At 58.3% G+C, this 16,721-nt stretch carries 14 protein-coding genes; 1 reads left to right on the top strand and 13 read right to left on the bottom strand.

All coding sequences use genetic code 11. From position 1 onward, the window contains the following. Positions 1–7: 7 nt before the first annotated feature. A complete protein-coding gene (locus tag E7002_RS01095) occupies positions 8–358 on the bottom strand; it encodes an Asp23/Gls24 family envelope stress response protein (RefSeq protein ID WP_066661731.1) in 351 nt (116 codons plus the stop codon). 308 nt (positions 359–666) lie between these two features. Between E7002_RS01095 and rpmB the strand changes: the two genes are divergently transcribed. Next, positions 667–858, top strand: coding sequence for a 50S ribosomal protein L28 (rpmB, locus tag E7002_RS01100; RefSeq protein WP_066661728.1), 192 nt, complete (start codon positions 667–669; stop codon positions 856–858). A gap of 126 nt (positions 859–984) precedes the next feature. Here rpmB and E7002_RS01105 read toward each other — a convergent pair whose 3' ends face one another. From E7002_RS01105 to E7002_RS01160, 12 genes are all read right to left on the bottom strand, one after another. Then, a complete protein-coding gene (locus E7002_RS01105; protein WP_303727087.1) occupies positions 985–1,521 on the bottom strand; it encodes a hypothetical protein in 537 nt (178 codons plus the stop codon). 8 nt (positions 1,522–1,529) lie between these two features. Further along, the gene (gene smpB / locus E7002_RS01110) at positions 1,530–2,000 is read right to left on the bottom strand and encodes an SsrA-binding protein SmpB (RefSeq protein WP_066661724.1); all 471 of its coding nucleotides are present in this window, start codon (positions 1,998–2,000) and stop codon (positions 1,530–1,532) included. Position 2,001: 1 nt separating this feature from the next. Beyond that, entirely contained in the window at positions 2,002–3,087 is a 1,086-nt protein-coding gene (locus tag E7002_RS01115; protein WP_303727088.1) for a M20/M25/M40 family metallo-hydrolase, read from the bottom strand. 99 nt (positions 3,088–3,186) lie between these two features. Then, a complete protein-coding gene (locus E7002_RS01120; RefSeq protein ID WP_303727089.1) occupies positions 3,187–5,229 on the bottom strand; it encodes a ribonuclease R family protein in 2,043 nt (680 codons plus the stop codon). Between the two features lie 5 nt (positions 5,230–5,234). After that, a complete protein-coding gene (locus E7002_RS01125) occupies positions 5,235–6,518 on the bottom strand; it encodes a S41 family peptidase (protein ID WP_066661720.1) in 1,284 nt (427 codons plus the stop codon). Positions 6,519–6,542: 24 nt separating this feature from the next. Then, entirely contained in the window at positions 6,543–7,457 is a 915-nt protein-coding gene (gene ftsX, locus E7002_RS01130; RefSeq protein WP_303727090.1) for a permease-like cell division protein FtsX, read from the bottom strand. Beyond that, positions 7,450–8,166, bottom strand: coding sequence for a cell division ATP-binding protein FtsE (ftsE, locus tag E7002_RS01135; RefSeq protein WP_205630857.1), 717 nt, complete (start codon positions 8,164–8,166; stop codon positions 7,450–7,452). Before ftsE ends, ftsX begins: the two co-directional genes overlap by 8 nt. A gap of 182 nt (positions 8,167–8,348) precedes the next feature. Next, entirely contained in the window at positions 8,349–9,320 is a 972-nt protein-coding gene (locus E7002_RS01140; protein WP_303727091.1) for a transketolase family protein, read from the bottom strand. A 13-nt stretch (positions 9,321–9,333) separates the two neighbouring features. After that, a complete protein-coding gene (locus E7002_RS01145; RefSeq protein ID WP_303727092.1) occupies positions 9,334–10,152 on the bottom strand; it encodes a transketolase in 819 nt (272 codons plus the stop codon). A gap of 11 nt (positions 10,153–10,163) precedes the next feature. Then, positions 10,164–11,252: a peptide chain release factor 2 gene (prfB, locus tag E7002_RS01150; RefSeq protein WP_303727093.1), complete on the bottom strand. Its 1,089-nt coding sequence runs from the start codon at positions 11,250–11,252 to the stop codon at positions 10,164–10,166. Between the two features lie 48 nt (positions 11,253–11,300). Then, on the bottom strand, positions 11,301–14,126 hold the full coding sequence (secA, locus tag E7002_RS01155; protein WP_303727094.1) for a preprotein translocase subunit SecA: 2,826 nt from the start codon (positions 14,124–14,126) through the stop codon (positions 11,301–11,303). Positions 14,127–14,240: 114 nt separating this feature from the next. Continuing rightward, entirely contained in the window at positions 14,241–16,619 is a 2,379-nt protein-coding gene (locus E7002_RS01160) for a BTAD domain-containing putative transcriptional regulator (RefSeq protein WP_303727095.1), read from the bottom strand. Between the last annotated feature and the right edge of the window lie 102 nt (positions 16,620–16,721).

Raw genomic sequence — 16,721 nt, forward strand, 5'->3', positions numbered from 1 at the left:
AACCCGCTTAGATATTGCGCACCTTTACACCCTGTACGTGAACGTCGACGCCGGTGATGGGCACCTGAGCGTAATTGGTGAGCGCAAACTCGACCGCCTCGACGAGGTTCTGGGAAATGACATTGATATTCGTGCCGTATTCGATGATGACGTACAAATCGACATGCACGCCGTTTTCGCTGGTCTGCACGACCACGCCACGACGCAGACGCGACGCGGGGAGAATCTTGGCGATGCCGTCTGACGCGGAAGGCGCGGCCATGCCGACTACGCCATATACGTTCATTGCGGCATTGCCGACCAGGTCGGACAGCACATCATTGGCGACGTGAAGCTCACCGGAAATAATATCTGGCATTGGGTATCCTTTCACGGTACACGCAAATTAGGTTGATCTACGTCAATTTGTCAGCTTTTCAGTATACCCCATAGGCTAAACTGCTTCAGAAGCCCTGGGAAGTAAAGGCGAGTTCTCCATAAGCAACGAACGCCATATGGCGCGAAAGGAGCACCCTTTACGAAGAAACGATGGATGCGAGCGGCAAGCAACTCATAAAAGTGTTGGCGCTCCCGTATATCCATGTTATAGTACGAGAGCTTTTGGTAATCCACGCTTGCCTGGATATGTTTGGCAAGCATAGAACATAATCGTCTGGAGTGATACGAATGTCTAAGATCTGTGAAGTATGCGGCAAGGCACCTGTTGCTGGTCGTAACATAAGCCACTCGCACCGTGTTACGAACCGCATGTTCCGCCCGAACATCCAGCGCGTCACCATCAAGGACGCAAAGGGTCATGTGCGCAAGGCCAACGTCTGCACGAAGTGCCTGAAGGCTGGCAAGGTGGAACGCGCCTAACATTTCTTGGCATACGTTCTGAATTGAAACCCGCTCGAACGAGCGGGTTTTTTATTGCCCTATAACGAAGCGGTCTCATGCATACCCTGCATGAGACCGCTTGCAATTACCGAAACGAGTTCAGGATTACTTGAACATGCTCTTGAAGTCGAGCATCGACTTGAAATCGTCGACCGTCTCCTTCAATTCCCTGCCCATCTGAATGCCCTCGCGGGCAATGGAATTCAGATCGTCGGTTGCGCGCTGAACCTTGTCGTAAGCAAGCGGGTTATCGTCGCTGGAATCCTCCGAGACGATTTCATAGCCTTCCAGTTCGTCTTCGCTGAGGACGACTTCGTTGCCATCCTCGTCGACGTAGACATATTCCTCCGCCTCGTCTTCCTCGACGATTTCAACGTCATCGAGTTCATCGACGGGAATCTCGTTTCCATCTTCGTCGACATAGACGTACGTGACATCCTCTTCGCCAAGCTCTTCGACGTCCTCGGACTCGAGAGGCTCCTCGTCGAAGTCGTCTACCTCATCGGCGGGAATCTCGTTCCCGTCTTCATCGACGTAGACGTACTCGTATTCGACATCCTCTTCCTCGGCAAGCTCGGCCAAGGCGGCTTCGACTTCCTCGTCGTCTTCGTCTTCGAACACTACATCCTCGAGATCGGCCATGGGGTCTCCTAATAACGAGAGCGGTCTTTCAATGCGCGTTCGACATCGCGCTTCGCATCGCGGGCGCGCATGTCCTGACGCTTGTCGTAGAGCTTCTTGCCACGGCAAACGGCCAGTTCGAGCTTGACCATATTGCTCGTGGAGAAATACATCTTCAGGGGAACGAGGGCCATGCCACGTTCGCGCGTTTGCTCGAGCAGCGAACGGATTTCCGTCTTGTGCAGCAGGAGCTTACGGTTCCGATCGGGGTCGGGATTGGCAATGTTCCCGTGGCTGTACGGGGCAATGTGCAGGTTCATGAGCCACACCTCGCCCTTGCGCACCAACGCGAAGCAATCGTTCAGCTGACAGTTGTTTTCGCGCAGCGAACAAACCTCGGTGCCCGTGAGGACGATGCCGCATTCGTACGTGCGCAGCACTTCGTATTCATGAAGCGCACGTCGATTCTTGGCAATGAGCTTTTCCTCGCGCTTGGCCATGCTACATACCCGGAACTAACGAAATATCGGAATCGAGGTCGCGGATGAAGCGCGTGAGGAGCTTGATGCACCCCTCCACGTCGGCAAGCGAAATGACCTCGTTTGGCGTATGCATATAGCGCAGCGGCAGAGAAACCAGACCCGTGGCAATACCACCCTGCTGGACCTGCATGGGGCCGGCATCGGTGCCCGTGACGCCCGGTTCAGCTTCGAGCTGATAGGCAATTCCCTCTTCTTCGGCAGCCATGACCAAGCGCTCGAAAACGACGGGGTTGATGTTGGGACCACGTGCGATCACAGGGCCGCCACCGCACTCAACGCCGCCAAACTTGTTCTTGTCGATACCGGGATAATCGGTGGCATGCGTAACATCGAAGCCAATAGCTACGTCGGGACGGACGCTGAATGCGCTCGTGAGACCACCGCGGCAGCCAATTTCCTCTTGCACGGTTGCAGCGCACACATAATCAGCCTTGCTATCCCCTGCCTTGGCAAGCTCTTCCATGACGCGCGTGGCAATGAACACGCCCGCCTGATCGTCGAAGGCACGGGAGACGGCCATACCTTGTCCGAAGTGCTCGCACCCAACACCATACGTAATGGTATCGCCAATGCGCACGCGCTTCTTCACCTCTTCGGCAGGCATGCCAAGGTCGATGCAGAGCTTGTCAATCGAGGCAACCTTCTTGCGCTCGTCGGCGGGAATGAGGTGAATGGGCATGCGGCCCACCACGCCACGCAAATCGCCGTCCTTCGTGTGGACGTCAACACGCAGGCCGGGGAGCAGGCCGGCATCCACGCCGCCCACCGCGGAAACGTACAGGAAGCCATCGTCGGAAATGTAATGGACCATCAGGCCGATTTCGTCCATATGCGCGGCGATGAGAACCGAAGGCACCTTCGCATCGTTGTCTTCGGGCTGCGCGGCATGCAGGACGGCATGCACGGAGCCCATAACGTTGGTTTCCACCTCGTCGGCAATATCGGCAACGTATTCACGCACCAAACGAGCCACGTTGTATTCCGTACCGGTAACCGAGGGCGTCTCCACCAGGGACTTTAGATATTCGAACTGTTCGTCATTCACGATGAGACCTCTATTCTCCTTGAATTTCGCCCATCATTATACGCGAAGGAAGCGCGCCGCATTAAGGCAGGGCGCGTTTGATACAAGGGCTACGAAATGCTACGCCAAGCGCAGGTCGAGCTTACGTGCATGGGCGGGCGCGTCATGCACGATTACACGCAGGGGCTGACCCAGGCGATATGAGCGATTGGTATCCTGCCCCACCAGGCGATGGCGCTGGGCATCGAGCGTGAAGTAATCGAATCCCAGGAAGCGAACGGGCAGAAAACCCTCGCAAGTAGTATCGAGGCGTACGTAGAGCCCATACGAAGTAACGCCCGAAACAATGCCATGAAGCGTTTGCCCCACGTAGCGAGCCATGTACTCCACGAGCTTGATTTCCTGCGTCTCCCGAGCGCATGCGTCAGCAATGCGCTCCATCTTCGAGGAATGCTCGGATATCCACGAAAGCGACTCGACCTGGGAAGCAGGCAGTGCACCCTCGCCATGGATGAGGGCCTTGAGCGCACGGTGCACAACAAGGTCGGGGTAGCGTCGAATAGGGCTGGTAAAATGACAATATGCCTCACTTGCGAGTCCATAGTGCTCCTCGCAGCGCGGACGATACTCGGCACGCTTCATGCTACGAAGCACCAGCGAGGATACAAGCTCCTCTTCGGGGCGGCCCTTCGCAAGGGCAAGCATGCCCTGCAGCGCATGACGATTGCCTGCGACGACGCACTCGGGCGCAACCTCTCGGTCGTACCCAAACTCATGGAGAACACCGACCAAATCGGCAAGCGCGTCGGATGAAGGAGCATCATGCACGCGAAAGACCGAGGGCGATTCCGCATCGCGAAGCATTTCCGCAACGCACTCGTTGCAGAGGATCATAGCCTCCTCGATGCAGCTCGTGGCATCCGTCTTCACGCGAATGCGCACGTCAACGGCAGACCCTTCCCCATCGAGTACGACCTTTGCCTCGCGAGAGGAGAAATCCATGCCCCCTCGAGCCTGGCGCCTGGCTATGCGCGCATGAGACATGGCATTCAGGGAACGCAAGGCGCCAAACAACAGTTCCGAAGAACGATCACTCAGGGGCATCGCGGCATGAGGCTCGTCTTCACGTCGGGCAAGAAGCCTGGCATGTTGCACATCCTCCGCGTCGATATAGCATTGCGCCTGCTCATACGAGAGACGCGCCTGGGAAACGATGAGAGATTCATATGCCTCAACGTGCTCGACCTGCCACGATGACGTCATGCGAATATCGACCGTCATAGCCCTGCGCGTTGCGCCAGGAACAAGCGAACAAATGTCATTGGATAGATGTTCGGGGACCATCGGTATTACGCGGTCGACGGCGTACACGCTGGTCGCACGCCTACGCGCATCAAGGTCGACGGAAGAATCCCACGGCACGTAATGGGCCACGTCGGCAATGTGCACCCCCAACAGGAAGCCGCCTTCCGGCAGCTCCTGCAGCGATAGGGCATCATCGAAGTCGCGCGCATCAACGGGGTCGACCGTAAAGACGAATCGATCGCGAATGTCGCGATAGCCATGAGCAAGAGCATCGGACTCGCATACGCTCGCGCGATTCGCCTGCTCAATCGCCCCTTCGGAAAAGGTAGTCTCAAGTCGGTAGCGTCCAATGATGGCCTCGACATCCATGCCGGGGTCATCGGCGCTCATGCCAAGCACCTCTTCCACAACACCCGTAGCAGCGCTCTTACGCGAGGGAAATGCGTTGAGTCGCACGCGCACGATAGCCCCATCGGGAATGTCGGGATTATCCGCTCGCATGGTGAACACATCGTAGGGAATGCGACGATCACTTGGCACGACGACGCCAAACGGATCGGCAACTTCGTAACGCCCAATAAGGGTCTCATGCGCGCGATGCACTACCGCAACAACGCGTGCAGAAGGACGCTCCCCCACTTGGTTATGGCTCTTGCCAGCCTGAGGGCGATCATGATTGACCCGAATGGGGACAAGCTCCACTTCGTCGCCATCGAAGGCGCCGCCTATCTTCGAAGCGGGAACGAAGAACTCACCTTCAGCCGTTTGCACGAAGCCGAAGCCATCGGGAAGAATCGAAATGACGCCCCGAGGATTGCTCTTGGGGCGACGACGCGTGTTGCGACGAGATCGAGGCATGCGAATTATACAGTCTCGAGCGAACGCGCCGTTTCAAGCGCCAGGTTCAGTTGCTCGTCACCGTCTTCGCTGGCGTTATCGGCTACAACAACGTCAGGAGAAATGCCACTGGAATCGATGGCGTAGCCCTTGGGCGTACTGTAATAGGCGCTGGTGTAGCGAAGGGCCCCACCAAAGGAGAGCTCCACCACCGACTGAACGGAGCCCTTGCCCATGGTACGCTCGCCCACGATAACCGCCCTGTCGGTATCTTGCAGGGCGCCTGCGATAACCTCGGACGTAGACGCGGTATTGCCGTTCACCAAGACAACCAAGGGCAGCGTCGTCGCTACGGAACCAGTTGCGGTGCGCGTAGAAGTAGATGCCTTCGTCTGGATATTCACGATCGTGCCACTACCAACGAACAGCGAAGCGATGTCGACGGCCTGCGTCAGATAACCGCCGGGATTGTCACGCAAATCGAGCACGAAGCTCTTCGCGCCTTCGGCAGCAAGGGAGTTGACGGCGGTTTCCACGAGCGTATCGGCATTCTGCGTGATCTGGGCAAGCTTGATGTAGCCAACGCCATCGACGAGCTCGGTAGTTACATTGGGCTCGGAATAATCGCTGCACGTAAGCGTGACCGTAAATTCATCACCGCCTTCTGCATCGAGCGACGCGGGACGACGGAACGTAAGAACGACCGAACTGCCCCTATCACGGGAAACCTGCTTCACGACCTCGGCAGCCGTCCAACCATCGGTGCCACGATCGCCATCGATAGCGACGACGAAATCCCCCGTCTGCACGCCGGCAGCCTCGGCTTCGGAACCCGAGAAAATATCGACCGCATACGCCTGGCCGTCGCTCTCAGCGAAGAGAATGCCAACACCTGCGTAGGTGGCAGACATCTCCTTTAGGTACGCAGAGTAGTGCGGTTCGTCGTAATAACGCAGATAGGAATCATCGGTCGAATCGGCAAGAGCCTTGAGCACGTTTTCCGTAGCCGTATCGAGACTATACGTATCGAGGCTTTCGGAACTAAGGATGCCCTGAATCTCCGCTACGCGCGCGGAAAGCGAATCGTATGTGTTGCCCGATACAGTAAGACCGGGATTCTGGGAGCTATCGGCAGAGGAATCGTCGAGACCCAAGCGATCGACCACGACATCGTTACCGCGTAGGGCAAAGCCGGCAAGGAAGGCAGCAGCCACGAACAACAGGCTGACCAGCATTTTGATCAGCCTGATGTTGTGTGCATCGCGCTTGCGAATGCTTTTCTTAGCGTTGCGTGTAATCTTGCGCGCCATGAGCGCTAGCCCACGATTCCTTTACTACACCTTCAGGTAACGACGCATGGCAAGCGTCGAACCGAGCAGGCCGATGACCAGGCCGCTCACGAACAGGATAACGTAAATGAAGAGGAATGACGAGCCTGCAATATCGATGGGCAACCAGGGCAATGCCGCCTGGAAGCGAGGCATGGCCAGGTTGCGGAGCAACTCGAGCACGACGACCGCCAGAGCAGCGCCAATAATGGCGTGCAGTGCGCCTTCCATGAGGAAGGGCCCACGAATGAAGTTATTGGACGCACCCACGAGACGCATGATGGCGATTTCCTTGCGACGGGCAAGGATGGAAAGACGAATCGTGTTGTTGATGAACACGAATGCGATGAAGATGAGCAGGGCAACCAAGGCAATGCCGACGTAGCGGATGTAGTTGGTAACCGTGAACAGCTTTTCGACCGTCTTCTGGCCATACTTGAGCGAATCGCTGGGATCGCTGGTGTTGTCGCAGATCTTCTGGAACGTAGAGTTGTTCAAGATCTGGTCGGCAACATCTTCGACCTGTTGAGCTTCGGAAAGCTCTACTTCGATGGAAGCGGGAAGCGGGTTCTCGCCATCGAGCTGGTCGACGATTTCGGGATTGCTCGTCATGGAGTTCTTGAAGTTCTCGAGAGCCTGGTCCTTCGTGGTGAAGGAAACGGTGGAAACGCCGCTCATGCTCTTGATTTCATTCTGAAGCGATTGGATGTCGCTTTCGGAAGCATCGTCGGCGATGTACGCCGTGATGGAAACCTTGCTCTCGACGGAGTTGACGATGTTGTCGACAACGAAACCGCCGATGAGGAAGATTCCGATAATCATCAGCGAGAGAAAAATCGTAACGATGGAACCGAGCGCCGTGGAGAGGTTACGAGCGAACCCCTTGAGCGACTCGGAGAAGAAATAGCCCAAACTAGACATCGAAACCGTACACCCCCCTGTCCTGGTCGCGCGTGAGATGACCCTTGTCGAGCGCGATAACGCGACGACGCATGTTATCGACCATTTCGCGGTCGTGCGTGGCAACGAGCACCGTGGTGCCGGTACGGTTAATGCGTTCCAAAAGATCCATGATGCCGCGCGACGTTTGCGGGTCAAGGTTACCCGTAGGCTCGTCGCAAATGAGCAGCGGCGGGCGGTTCACGATGGCACGCGCGATGGAAACGCGCTGCTGCTCGCCGCCGGAAAGCTGATCGGGGCGCTTGTCGAGCTTATCCTGCAAGCCAACGAGGCGAAGAACCTCGGGCACCTGCGTGCGAATAACGTGGCGCGACTTGCCAATTACCTCGAGTGCGAACGCGACGTTCTCGAAGACCGTCTTGTTCGGAAGCAGCTTGAAGTCCTGGAATACCGTGCCGATGTTGCGGCGCAGGTACGGCACGCGCCAATTGCGCATGGTGGAAAGGTCTTCGTCGGCGATGTAGATATGGCCTTCGGTAGGCTTGATCTCGCGAATGATCATACGCGTGAGCGTGGTCTTGCCGGAACCGGAATGACCGACCAGGAAGACGAATTCGCCGGCGTAGACCTGCAGAGACACATCGTAGAGCGCAGGCTTGCTAGGCTGAGCGGGATAGATTTTCGTCACATGGTCGAACGTGACGACGGGAGTGCCCGAAGGCTGCTGCATGCTGTCGAGGTCGAGGTCAGGCAGAGTGGAAGACAGCTGGGCCGTCATCTGCTTGGCATGACCCGCACGCGCACCCGCGGGATACGCACCAGGCGTATTGGTCCCTTGGTTGTTAGCGTTTGTCACAGAATGCTCCGTTCGAATAGTGATGTACTGAGACACAATGCCATTCTAGCATGGTGCTATTTTGCCACGATGCTCTCCACAGCTTCAACAATGGCCTTGGAATCGAGCCCGAAGTACGACATGAGCTCCTCGAACGACCCGGATTTGCCGAATTTGTCGTTCATGGCCACGAAAGCGCAACGCGTGGGATGGTTCAGCGCCAGCGTTTCCGCAACGGCCGAGCACAGGCCTCCGAACTTGGAATGCTCTTCGGCAACGACCACGCGACCCGTCTTGCGAGCCGATGCGAGGATGGTCTCCTCGTCGAGCGGCTTCACGCAGAACGCGTCGATGACCTCGGCGGAAATGCCGCGTTCGGCAAGTTCGTCGGCAGCCAGCAGGGCTTCGCGGATTTCCACGCCATTGGCAACGATGGTGACATCGGTACCCTCGCGCAGCACATATGCGCGGCCCACTTCCAGTTCCACGCCAGGAGCGTAGACAGCGGGAACGGCGGCGCGCCCCATGCGCACGTACACGGGGCCATCGGTCTTCGCGGCAAGCTTGATGGAGCTGCGAGCGGCTTCGTAATCGGCGGGAACGAGTACCGTCATACCAGGCAGCTCGCGCATGAGCGCAACGTCTTCCAGCATCTGGTGGCTACCGCCATCGGGACCAACGGAAACGCCCGCATGCGTGGGGCAAATCTTCACGTTCAGACCGGAATAGGCAACCGTGTTGCGAATCTGGTCGTAAGCACGGCCCGTGCCGAAAACGGCGAACGAACCGGTAAAGGCAATCTGGCCAGCCAGGGAAAGGCCCGCGGCCACGTCAATCATGTTCTGCTCGGCAATGCCGCAGTTGAACAGTCGATCGGCGTTGTCATCGGAAGCCTTGGCGAACTTGGCCGTGGTGGTGGAGCCGGAAAGGTCGGCATCTACGGCAACGACGGGCACGCCCTCTTCAGCGAGTTCCGCAAGGGTTACGCCAAACGCAGCGCGCGTGGCCTTCTTCTCCTGAGCCTGTTCGGGAGTGGCGAATTCTACCATGCCTGGGCCTCCTCTAAGCCTGAAGCTCGGCCAGTGCGGTGGCCAGCTGCTCTGCATTGGGGGCCTTGCCATGCCAGCCCACCTGATTTTCCATGAACGAAACGCCCTTGCCCTTTACCGTGTGGGCAATGACGGCGTGCGGCACCTGGCCACCCTGCTGCTTGAGGGCGGAAAGGTGCTCGATGAGCGCAGGGATGTCGTGTCCGTCGACTTCGGATACGCTCCAGCCAAACGCCTTGAATTTGTCGGCAAGCGAACCGTCCTGCACGACTTCCTGAACAGGACCATCGATTTGAAGGCCGTTGGAGTCGACAATGGCGATGAGGTTGCCAAGCTTCTGGTGCGCAGCGAACATAGCCGCTTCCCATACCTGGCCCTCTTCGCATTCGCCGTCGCCGAGTACCGTGAAGACGCGGGCATCGTTGCTGTTCAGGCGCAGACCACACGCAAGGCCGGCAGCCACGGAAAGGCCCTGGCCAAGCGAACCGGTGGACACCTCAACACCCGGAACCAAATGGCAATCGGGATGGCCCTGCAGACGCGTGCCGAGCTTACGGAGCGTCATGAGCTCGTCATGAGGGAAATAACCAGCATGCGCCAAGGCGGCATAGAGTGCCGGGGCGGCGTGACCCTTTGCGAGGATGAAGCGATCGCGCGTATCATCGGCAGGGTTCGCCGGATCGTGCTTCATGACACCGCCGAAGTAAAGCGCCGTGAGAATGTCGATGCACGAAAGGGAGCCACCCGGATGGCCGCTACCTGCCTCGGCGATCATCTTCACGATATCGACGCGCATGGCGCGCGCACGATCTTGCAAAGCCATTGAGTCCATCCTAATCCTTCCTATTGGGAAACACGCCAGCGGTGATAGCCGATGACGAATTCCTCGAGTTCCCCACCCAGCACCGCGTCGACGTTGCCCGTCTCGACGCCACTGCGCAGATCTTTAACCAACTGATAAGGGTAGAGCACATAATTGCGTATTTGGCTTCCGAAGGAATTCTCCATTTTTTCGCCGCGCAATTCGGCAATCTCCTGCTGCCGCTTGCGCTCTTCCAATTCGTAGAGCTTCGCCTTCAGCACGCGGAATGCCGCGTCCTTGTTCTGAAGCTGGGATTTCTGGTTCTGACACGTAACGACCAGGCCCGTAGGCATATGCGTGAGGCGCACGGCGGAGTCGGTGGTGTTCACGCACTGCCCGCCCGGTCCGCTTGAGCGGTACACGTCGACGCGAACGTCGGCCGGATTGAGGTCGACCTCGATGTCGTCGGGCAGAACGGGCATGACCTCAACGCTGGCGAACGTGGTGTGACGTCGCTTCTTGTCGTCGGTAGGCGAAATGCGCACCAGACGATGCACGCCGATTTCGCTGCGCAGCATGCCATAGGCGAAACGGCCGTCGACCTGGAAGCTGGCGCGCTCGATGCCGATGACCTCGCCCGGCTGGGCGTCGAGCACCTTGACGTCCCACCCCTTCCCCTCGGCATAGCGCGAGTACATGTTGAAGAGCATCTCCGTCCAGTCCTGGGCCTCGAGGCCACCGGAACCGGGGTTGACGGTCACGATGCAGGAACCCTCGTCGAAGCGCCCGTCGAACCACGATTCGATTTCGAACTGATCGAGCATGGCAACGAGGCGATTGCGCGCGGCCTCGGCCTCTTCCGCGAAATCGGGGTCCTCGTCGGCAAGGTCGCATGCCGTGCGGATGTCTTCGAGCATGCTGCAAGCAGCGCTAAACGCTTGAATAGTGGAACGCGTATCGCTCGCCTGCTTGGAAATGGCCTGCGCTCGGTCGGAGTCATTCCAAAAATCGGGCTTGGAGCATTCCTTGTCGAGCTCTGCCAGACGTTCGGTCGCCTCGTGAATATGCAGGTACTCGCGAGCGGCTTCGAGCCTGCGGGATAGTTCTTGTATGTCTTTCAGATCTGTCACTGTCTTCCTAATGCGCGCGTTCGCCAGAAGGCGAACGCGCTGTAATGCCTAGTTGTCGAGCATGCCCGGACGGCCGTGGCACTTTTTGAACTTCTTGCCACTGCCACATGGGCAAAGGTCGTTACGACCCACATTGGCGTAGGGGTCGTCCTTGTCCTTTACGAAGGTGGACGGCTTGGCCGTAGCGGCGGGCTTGGGAACGGCGGTGGGCACGGGCGCCGACGTTTGCGCAGCCGCGGCCGCCTGCTGCACGCGCTGAGCCGTGCTGCGCGAAGAATCATCGAGTGTCTGCTGGGGCGACGAATAGCTGATCTTGCCCCTAAGCGGATCGGACTGCTCGGGCACGGTGGGGGCGGCCTTCTTGGCAATCTGCAGACGCAGGATAGTGCGTAGGAATGCCTCGTACATACCACTCGTCATCTCGCCAAATGCACGATGTGCCTCGTTCTTGTACTCGACGAGCGGATCGCGCTGGCCAAACGCACGCAGGCCAATGCCCGTGCGTAGATAATCCATGTTCGACAGATGCTCCATCCAGCGGGTGTCGATGATGCGGAGCATGATGTTGGCCTCGAGGCCCTTCATGACCTCATCGCCCAAAAGCGCGTGCTTTTCCTCGTAGATGCGACTGAATTCGTCGACGATGGCATCGGCAACGATCTCGGGGTCGTCTTCGTGGTCGATGGATTCCGTGGAAAACGGTACGCCGTCCATGTTCTGAACCCACACGTCGACGGAATGCATATCCCAGTCGTCGCTGGGCGAGCGATCGGGGCAGTTCTCCTGAACGATGGGCTCAACGCAATCACGCATGATTGCGGGAACTCGCTCGGAGACATCCTTGCCGTCGAGGATGGCATTGCGCTCCTCGTAGATGGCCTTGCGCTGCAGATTCATGACGTCGTCGTATTCGAGAACGTTCTTACGTGCGGCAAAGTTCATCGTCTCGACCTGGCGCTGGGCGTTCTCGATGGCCTTGGATACCATGGACGCCTGGATGGGCATGTCCTCGGGCATCTCGGTGCGCTCCATCATGGCGCCGATCTTGTCCATGCGGTCGCCGCCAAACAGGCGCATCAGGTCGTCTTCCAGAGAAAGGTAGAACTGCGTGGAACCCGGATCGCCCTGACGGCCAGCACGACCGCGCAGCTGATTGTCGATTCGACGGCTCTCATGGCGTTCGGTGCCAATGACGCAAAGGCCACCCGCGGCAAGCACCTTGTCGTGTTCGGCGCTGGTGATGGCCTTGGCCTCCTTCAGCGCAAGGGCGCGCTGCTCTTCGGAGGCTGCAGGCATCTCGCCTTCCTCGACTTCCGTGCCAGGTTCCAAGTCGGGGTTGAGCCCCTTACCGCGCAGCACGTCTTCCATGAGCACTTCGGGATTGCCGCCAAGCAGGATGTCGGTACCACGACCAGCCATGTTCGTGGCGATGGTAACGGCACCAACGCGACCAGCCTGGGCAATGATATGAGCTTCGCGCTCGTGGTTCTTCGCATTCAGCGTTTCGTGAACGATACCGCGCTTGTCGAGAAGGCGCGAGAGGCGCTCGGAATTCTCGATGGACACCGTACCAATCAGGCAAGGCTGGCCCGCATCGTGACGACGCTGGATATCATCGGCCACGGCATTGAACTTCGCATCAATGGTGCGGTAGATCAGGTCGTTTTCGTCTTTACGGGCAACCGGCTTGTTCGGCGGAATAGCCATGACCGGCAGCTTGTAAATCTCCCTGAACTCGGAATCCTCGGTCATGGCGGTACCCGTCATGCCCGAGAGCTTTTCGTATAGGCGGAAGTAGTTCTGCAGCGTAATGGTGGCAAGCGTCTGGTTCTCTTCCTTTACCAGCACGCCTTCCTTGGCCTCGATAGCCTGATGCAGGCCTTCCGACCAGCGACGGCCTTCCATGATGCGACCCGTAAACTCGTCGACGATCTTCACCTCGCCGTTGGCGACCACGTAATCCTTGTCGCGATGGAAGAGGAACTGAGCCTTCAGGGCCTGCTGCAGATGATTTGCAAGCAGACCAGAGGGATCGTTGTACAGATCTTCGATGCCCAGACGATTCTCGATCTTCACCAGGCCGCTTTCCGTAGCGGTAATGGTGCGCTTCGCCTCGTCCATCTCGAAGTCCTCGCCCTCGCGCAGACCGGGCATAACACGCGCGAACTTGCGATACGTGTCGGCCGCCTGGCTACCCGCGCCCGAGATGATGAGCGGCGTACGCGCTTCGTCGATGAGAATGGAATCGACCTCGTCGACGACCGCGAAATGATGGCCACGCTGCACGCGCCTATCGGCACGCGTGACCATGTTGTCACGCAGGTAGTCGAAGCCGAATTCGGAGTTCGTGCCATACGTGACGTCGGCCTTGTAGGCAGGAATCTTGCCTTCGGGGCGCATGCCATTCTGAATGAGGCCCACTTCCATGCCCAGGAAGCGATAGACGCGGCCCATCCACTCGCTGTCGCGCTTGGCCAGATAGTCGTTGACGGTGACGATGTGAACGTTGTTGCCGCCCAGGGCATTCAGGTAACCGGCGAGCGTGGAGACGAGCGTCTTGCCTTCGCCCGTTTTCATCTCGGCGATCTGGCCATCATTCAACGCCATGCCGCCGATGAGCTGCACATCGAAGTGACGCAGCCCCAGCGTGCGCTTGGATGCTTCCCTTACGCAGGCAAAGGCCTGGGGAAGCAGTTCGTTTTCGCTTTCGCCATTCTGTATGCGCTGGCGAAATTCGAACGTGAGGGCACGGAGCTCTTCATCGCTACGCGCTTCCATTTCGGTTTCGAGGGAGTTGATACGATCGACGACAGCCTGATATTTTTTGAGCTGACGTCCCTCGCCCATCGTGAGAATCTTGGAAAACAATCCCATTGAGCTTCACTTTCTTGTGAACGGTACACCCCATAGTTATCAACGTTTCACTCTAGCATAGACGCAAGGTGTTCACAGTAATACCAATGTTACCCAGCGGATACTCGATTGGCCCTAGGCAACGCCCTCGGAAGAGATAATGCGCGCGTAGAGCTTATTCATGTGGAGCGAAGGCTCCATGCCCAATTCGCGCATGCGGCGGCAATACAGCGACCACGTCTCCCCCGTTGCGGGACGCTGCCCGCACCGAGCTTGAAGATTCATGAGCATCTCGTAGCAATCCTCGCGATACGCATCCCACTCGATGGCCTGTCGCGCGAAAAGAAGCGCCATCTCGTTTTCGCCCTGGGTCTGCAATGCGCGCGCTGCGCAGAGCACGGCATCAACCGTTTTGTGGCGGAATTCGTTCCGTGCGTAATTCACCAGGTAATCGCACCCATCCCCAGGAAGCAATTCGCCCGAGTACACCGCACGCAATTCCCCAAGCAGGCGATTGTAGCCATCGGCGTCCAGGCGGTTGAACCGCATGGTGTGGCATACGTCATTCAGGTTCATGGTGTCGCTTTCCACCAGAGCGCCCCGAAGGCGCAGGACGTTTTGCGTGCGCGTGACGTAGGGACTTTCCCCCGAGGGCAACGTAAGCGCCTTCTTCAGGCGGGAATACGTGGAATTCAGATTGTGGCGCGCCTTCGACAGAGAGCTATCGGGCCAGAGACGCTCGGCAACGGTGTCGCGCGGAACGTCCTTGTCGGCTTCGATGACGAGCAGCGCCAGAAGTGCCCGCACCTTCATACGCGAAAAGTACTCCATGTTGATATCCACGCCATCGATGCCAAGCTGAAAGCCACCAAAGAGCTTGATTCGGAGCAAAGGAGTGCGAGGGCGCGAGCGCATGAGCGTCAGTCCCGACTCAAGCCCGACAAACCGCCCCCTCATGACATCTTCGGATGCATGGGCACGGCGATACAGCGCCTGCTGCGAGGCGATCTGCGCTTGGCAACGTTCTACCATGGAGCAGAAGGGCGAAACGAGCGGCGAGGCGCCCTCGACGTCAACGTAGGCAACAAGCTCACGCAACAGCACGAAGGCGGAAAGGCACATGGCTCTACCCGATACGTAACGAGCCGCCCACACGCAGGCAAGCCTAATGGATTCGACGTCGGAACCCTGCAAACGGGCATTATGGACAGCACATGCCAGGGCAAGGGCGTGCGCCTCATCCTCTCCGAGCGTCTTTCGGGAAGACAAGAGCACCGACTGAACGCCTCCATCCTTGTCGTCGACATGCAGCCAGAACGACAGGTACGCCACCGCCTTCGCATCGGCCTTAGACAACAAGGCGCGATAATCACCATGCAAGAGCACCCGACATGCGCGGTCAACCTTTTCGGCATGAAGAAAGGCAAGCGACGAGCACTTCAAGCGGCACGCAGCGGGCAATTCGGGGTTCGCGCTCAGCCGCGCGAGTATATCGAAGGCTCGAAGCGTATTGCCTATGAACAGGCGTCGCATGGCCGAACCCGCACGCAACGCGTCGCTGAGCAACACGCTGCCGGACGCGATGGACTCGTACAGCTCTTCCACCGAAGCCAATGAGAGCGCTTCGGCGCACTCGTCTTGATGCGACCTAAGCCACTGAGTCTTGGTACGCACTCCCACCGCACTGCTCATCAAACGAGAAACGCGCTCATAACGACCAGCGGCGAGCAGTTCGCTGGCAAGGTGCACGACGAAGGCGGACGACTCCTCGAAGCCCGCCGCCAGCGCCATGCGCTTCAGGTAGGGCAACCCCGCTCGGATGGACACATCGATGGAAAAACCCCGAACCTGGAACTCTCCCCCATCGGAATCCACCTCCACGAACGGATAATGCATTTCCACGTAATCGAAGCAAGAGCGCAACGCCCCGCCTACCACCAGGCCATCAACGCTTCCGCGCCCCAGCACCAGAGATTCGAAAAGAACCGCCGCCACAGCGGGTGATTCATCGCAGAATATAGACGACAGAAAACGCTCCCGAGCAATGTCATCGCGCATGGCTACGCCCGCAATGCGATCGGCGGGACATGACGAGCCCTCAACGATGCGCAACGATGGATCGGACATCCGGGCCATCGACAGCTCATTTTCGTCGTACATCAAATCGCGCGCCGTGAGCGTATCACACGCATCGCAGGTGGGAAGAGGATTGCTTGCGGGCGTTGCCGTAAGAATAACCTCGACCCCCGCCGAGGTAAGCGTACGACACACGTCTTCGAGCAACGAATTGCGATGCGCATCCAATGCCGGAACGTCCTCGAACACCACCAGGCCCTCAGGCACGATGTCAAGGAGCTCGACCCCCATCGAGCCACCATCAAGATCACGCACGAAACAAGGACTCGTGGCGCTGACCCAGCAAACGCGCTCGAACCCGAACACGACCGAAGCGTAGCCGAGGGCAAGCGACGTCTTCCCAAAAGAGGCGGGAGCGACGATGCGACGTACGCGCATGCGATCGCGCATCATGCGTAAGAGCAACACGTCCCGGTCAAAGAGGGTGCAATGGGCGAATTTCTTCGGCGCCGAACCATTGCATGACGAATTAAGAAGAAA

The organism is Denitrobacterium detoxificans (assembly GCF_015062615.1).
In the GTDB taxonomy this organism is placed as follows: domain Bacteria; phylum Actinomycetota; class Coriobacteriia; order Coriobacteriales; family Eggerthellaceae; genus Denitrobacterium; species Denitrobacterium detoxificans_A.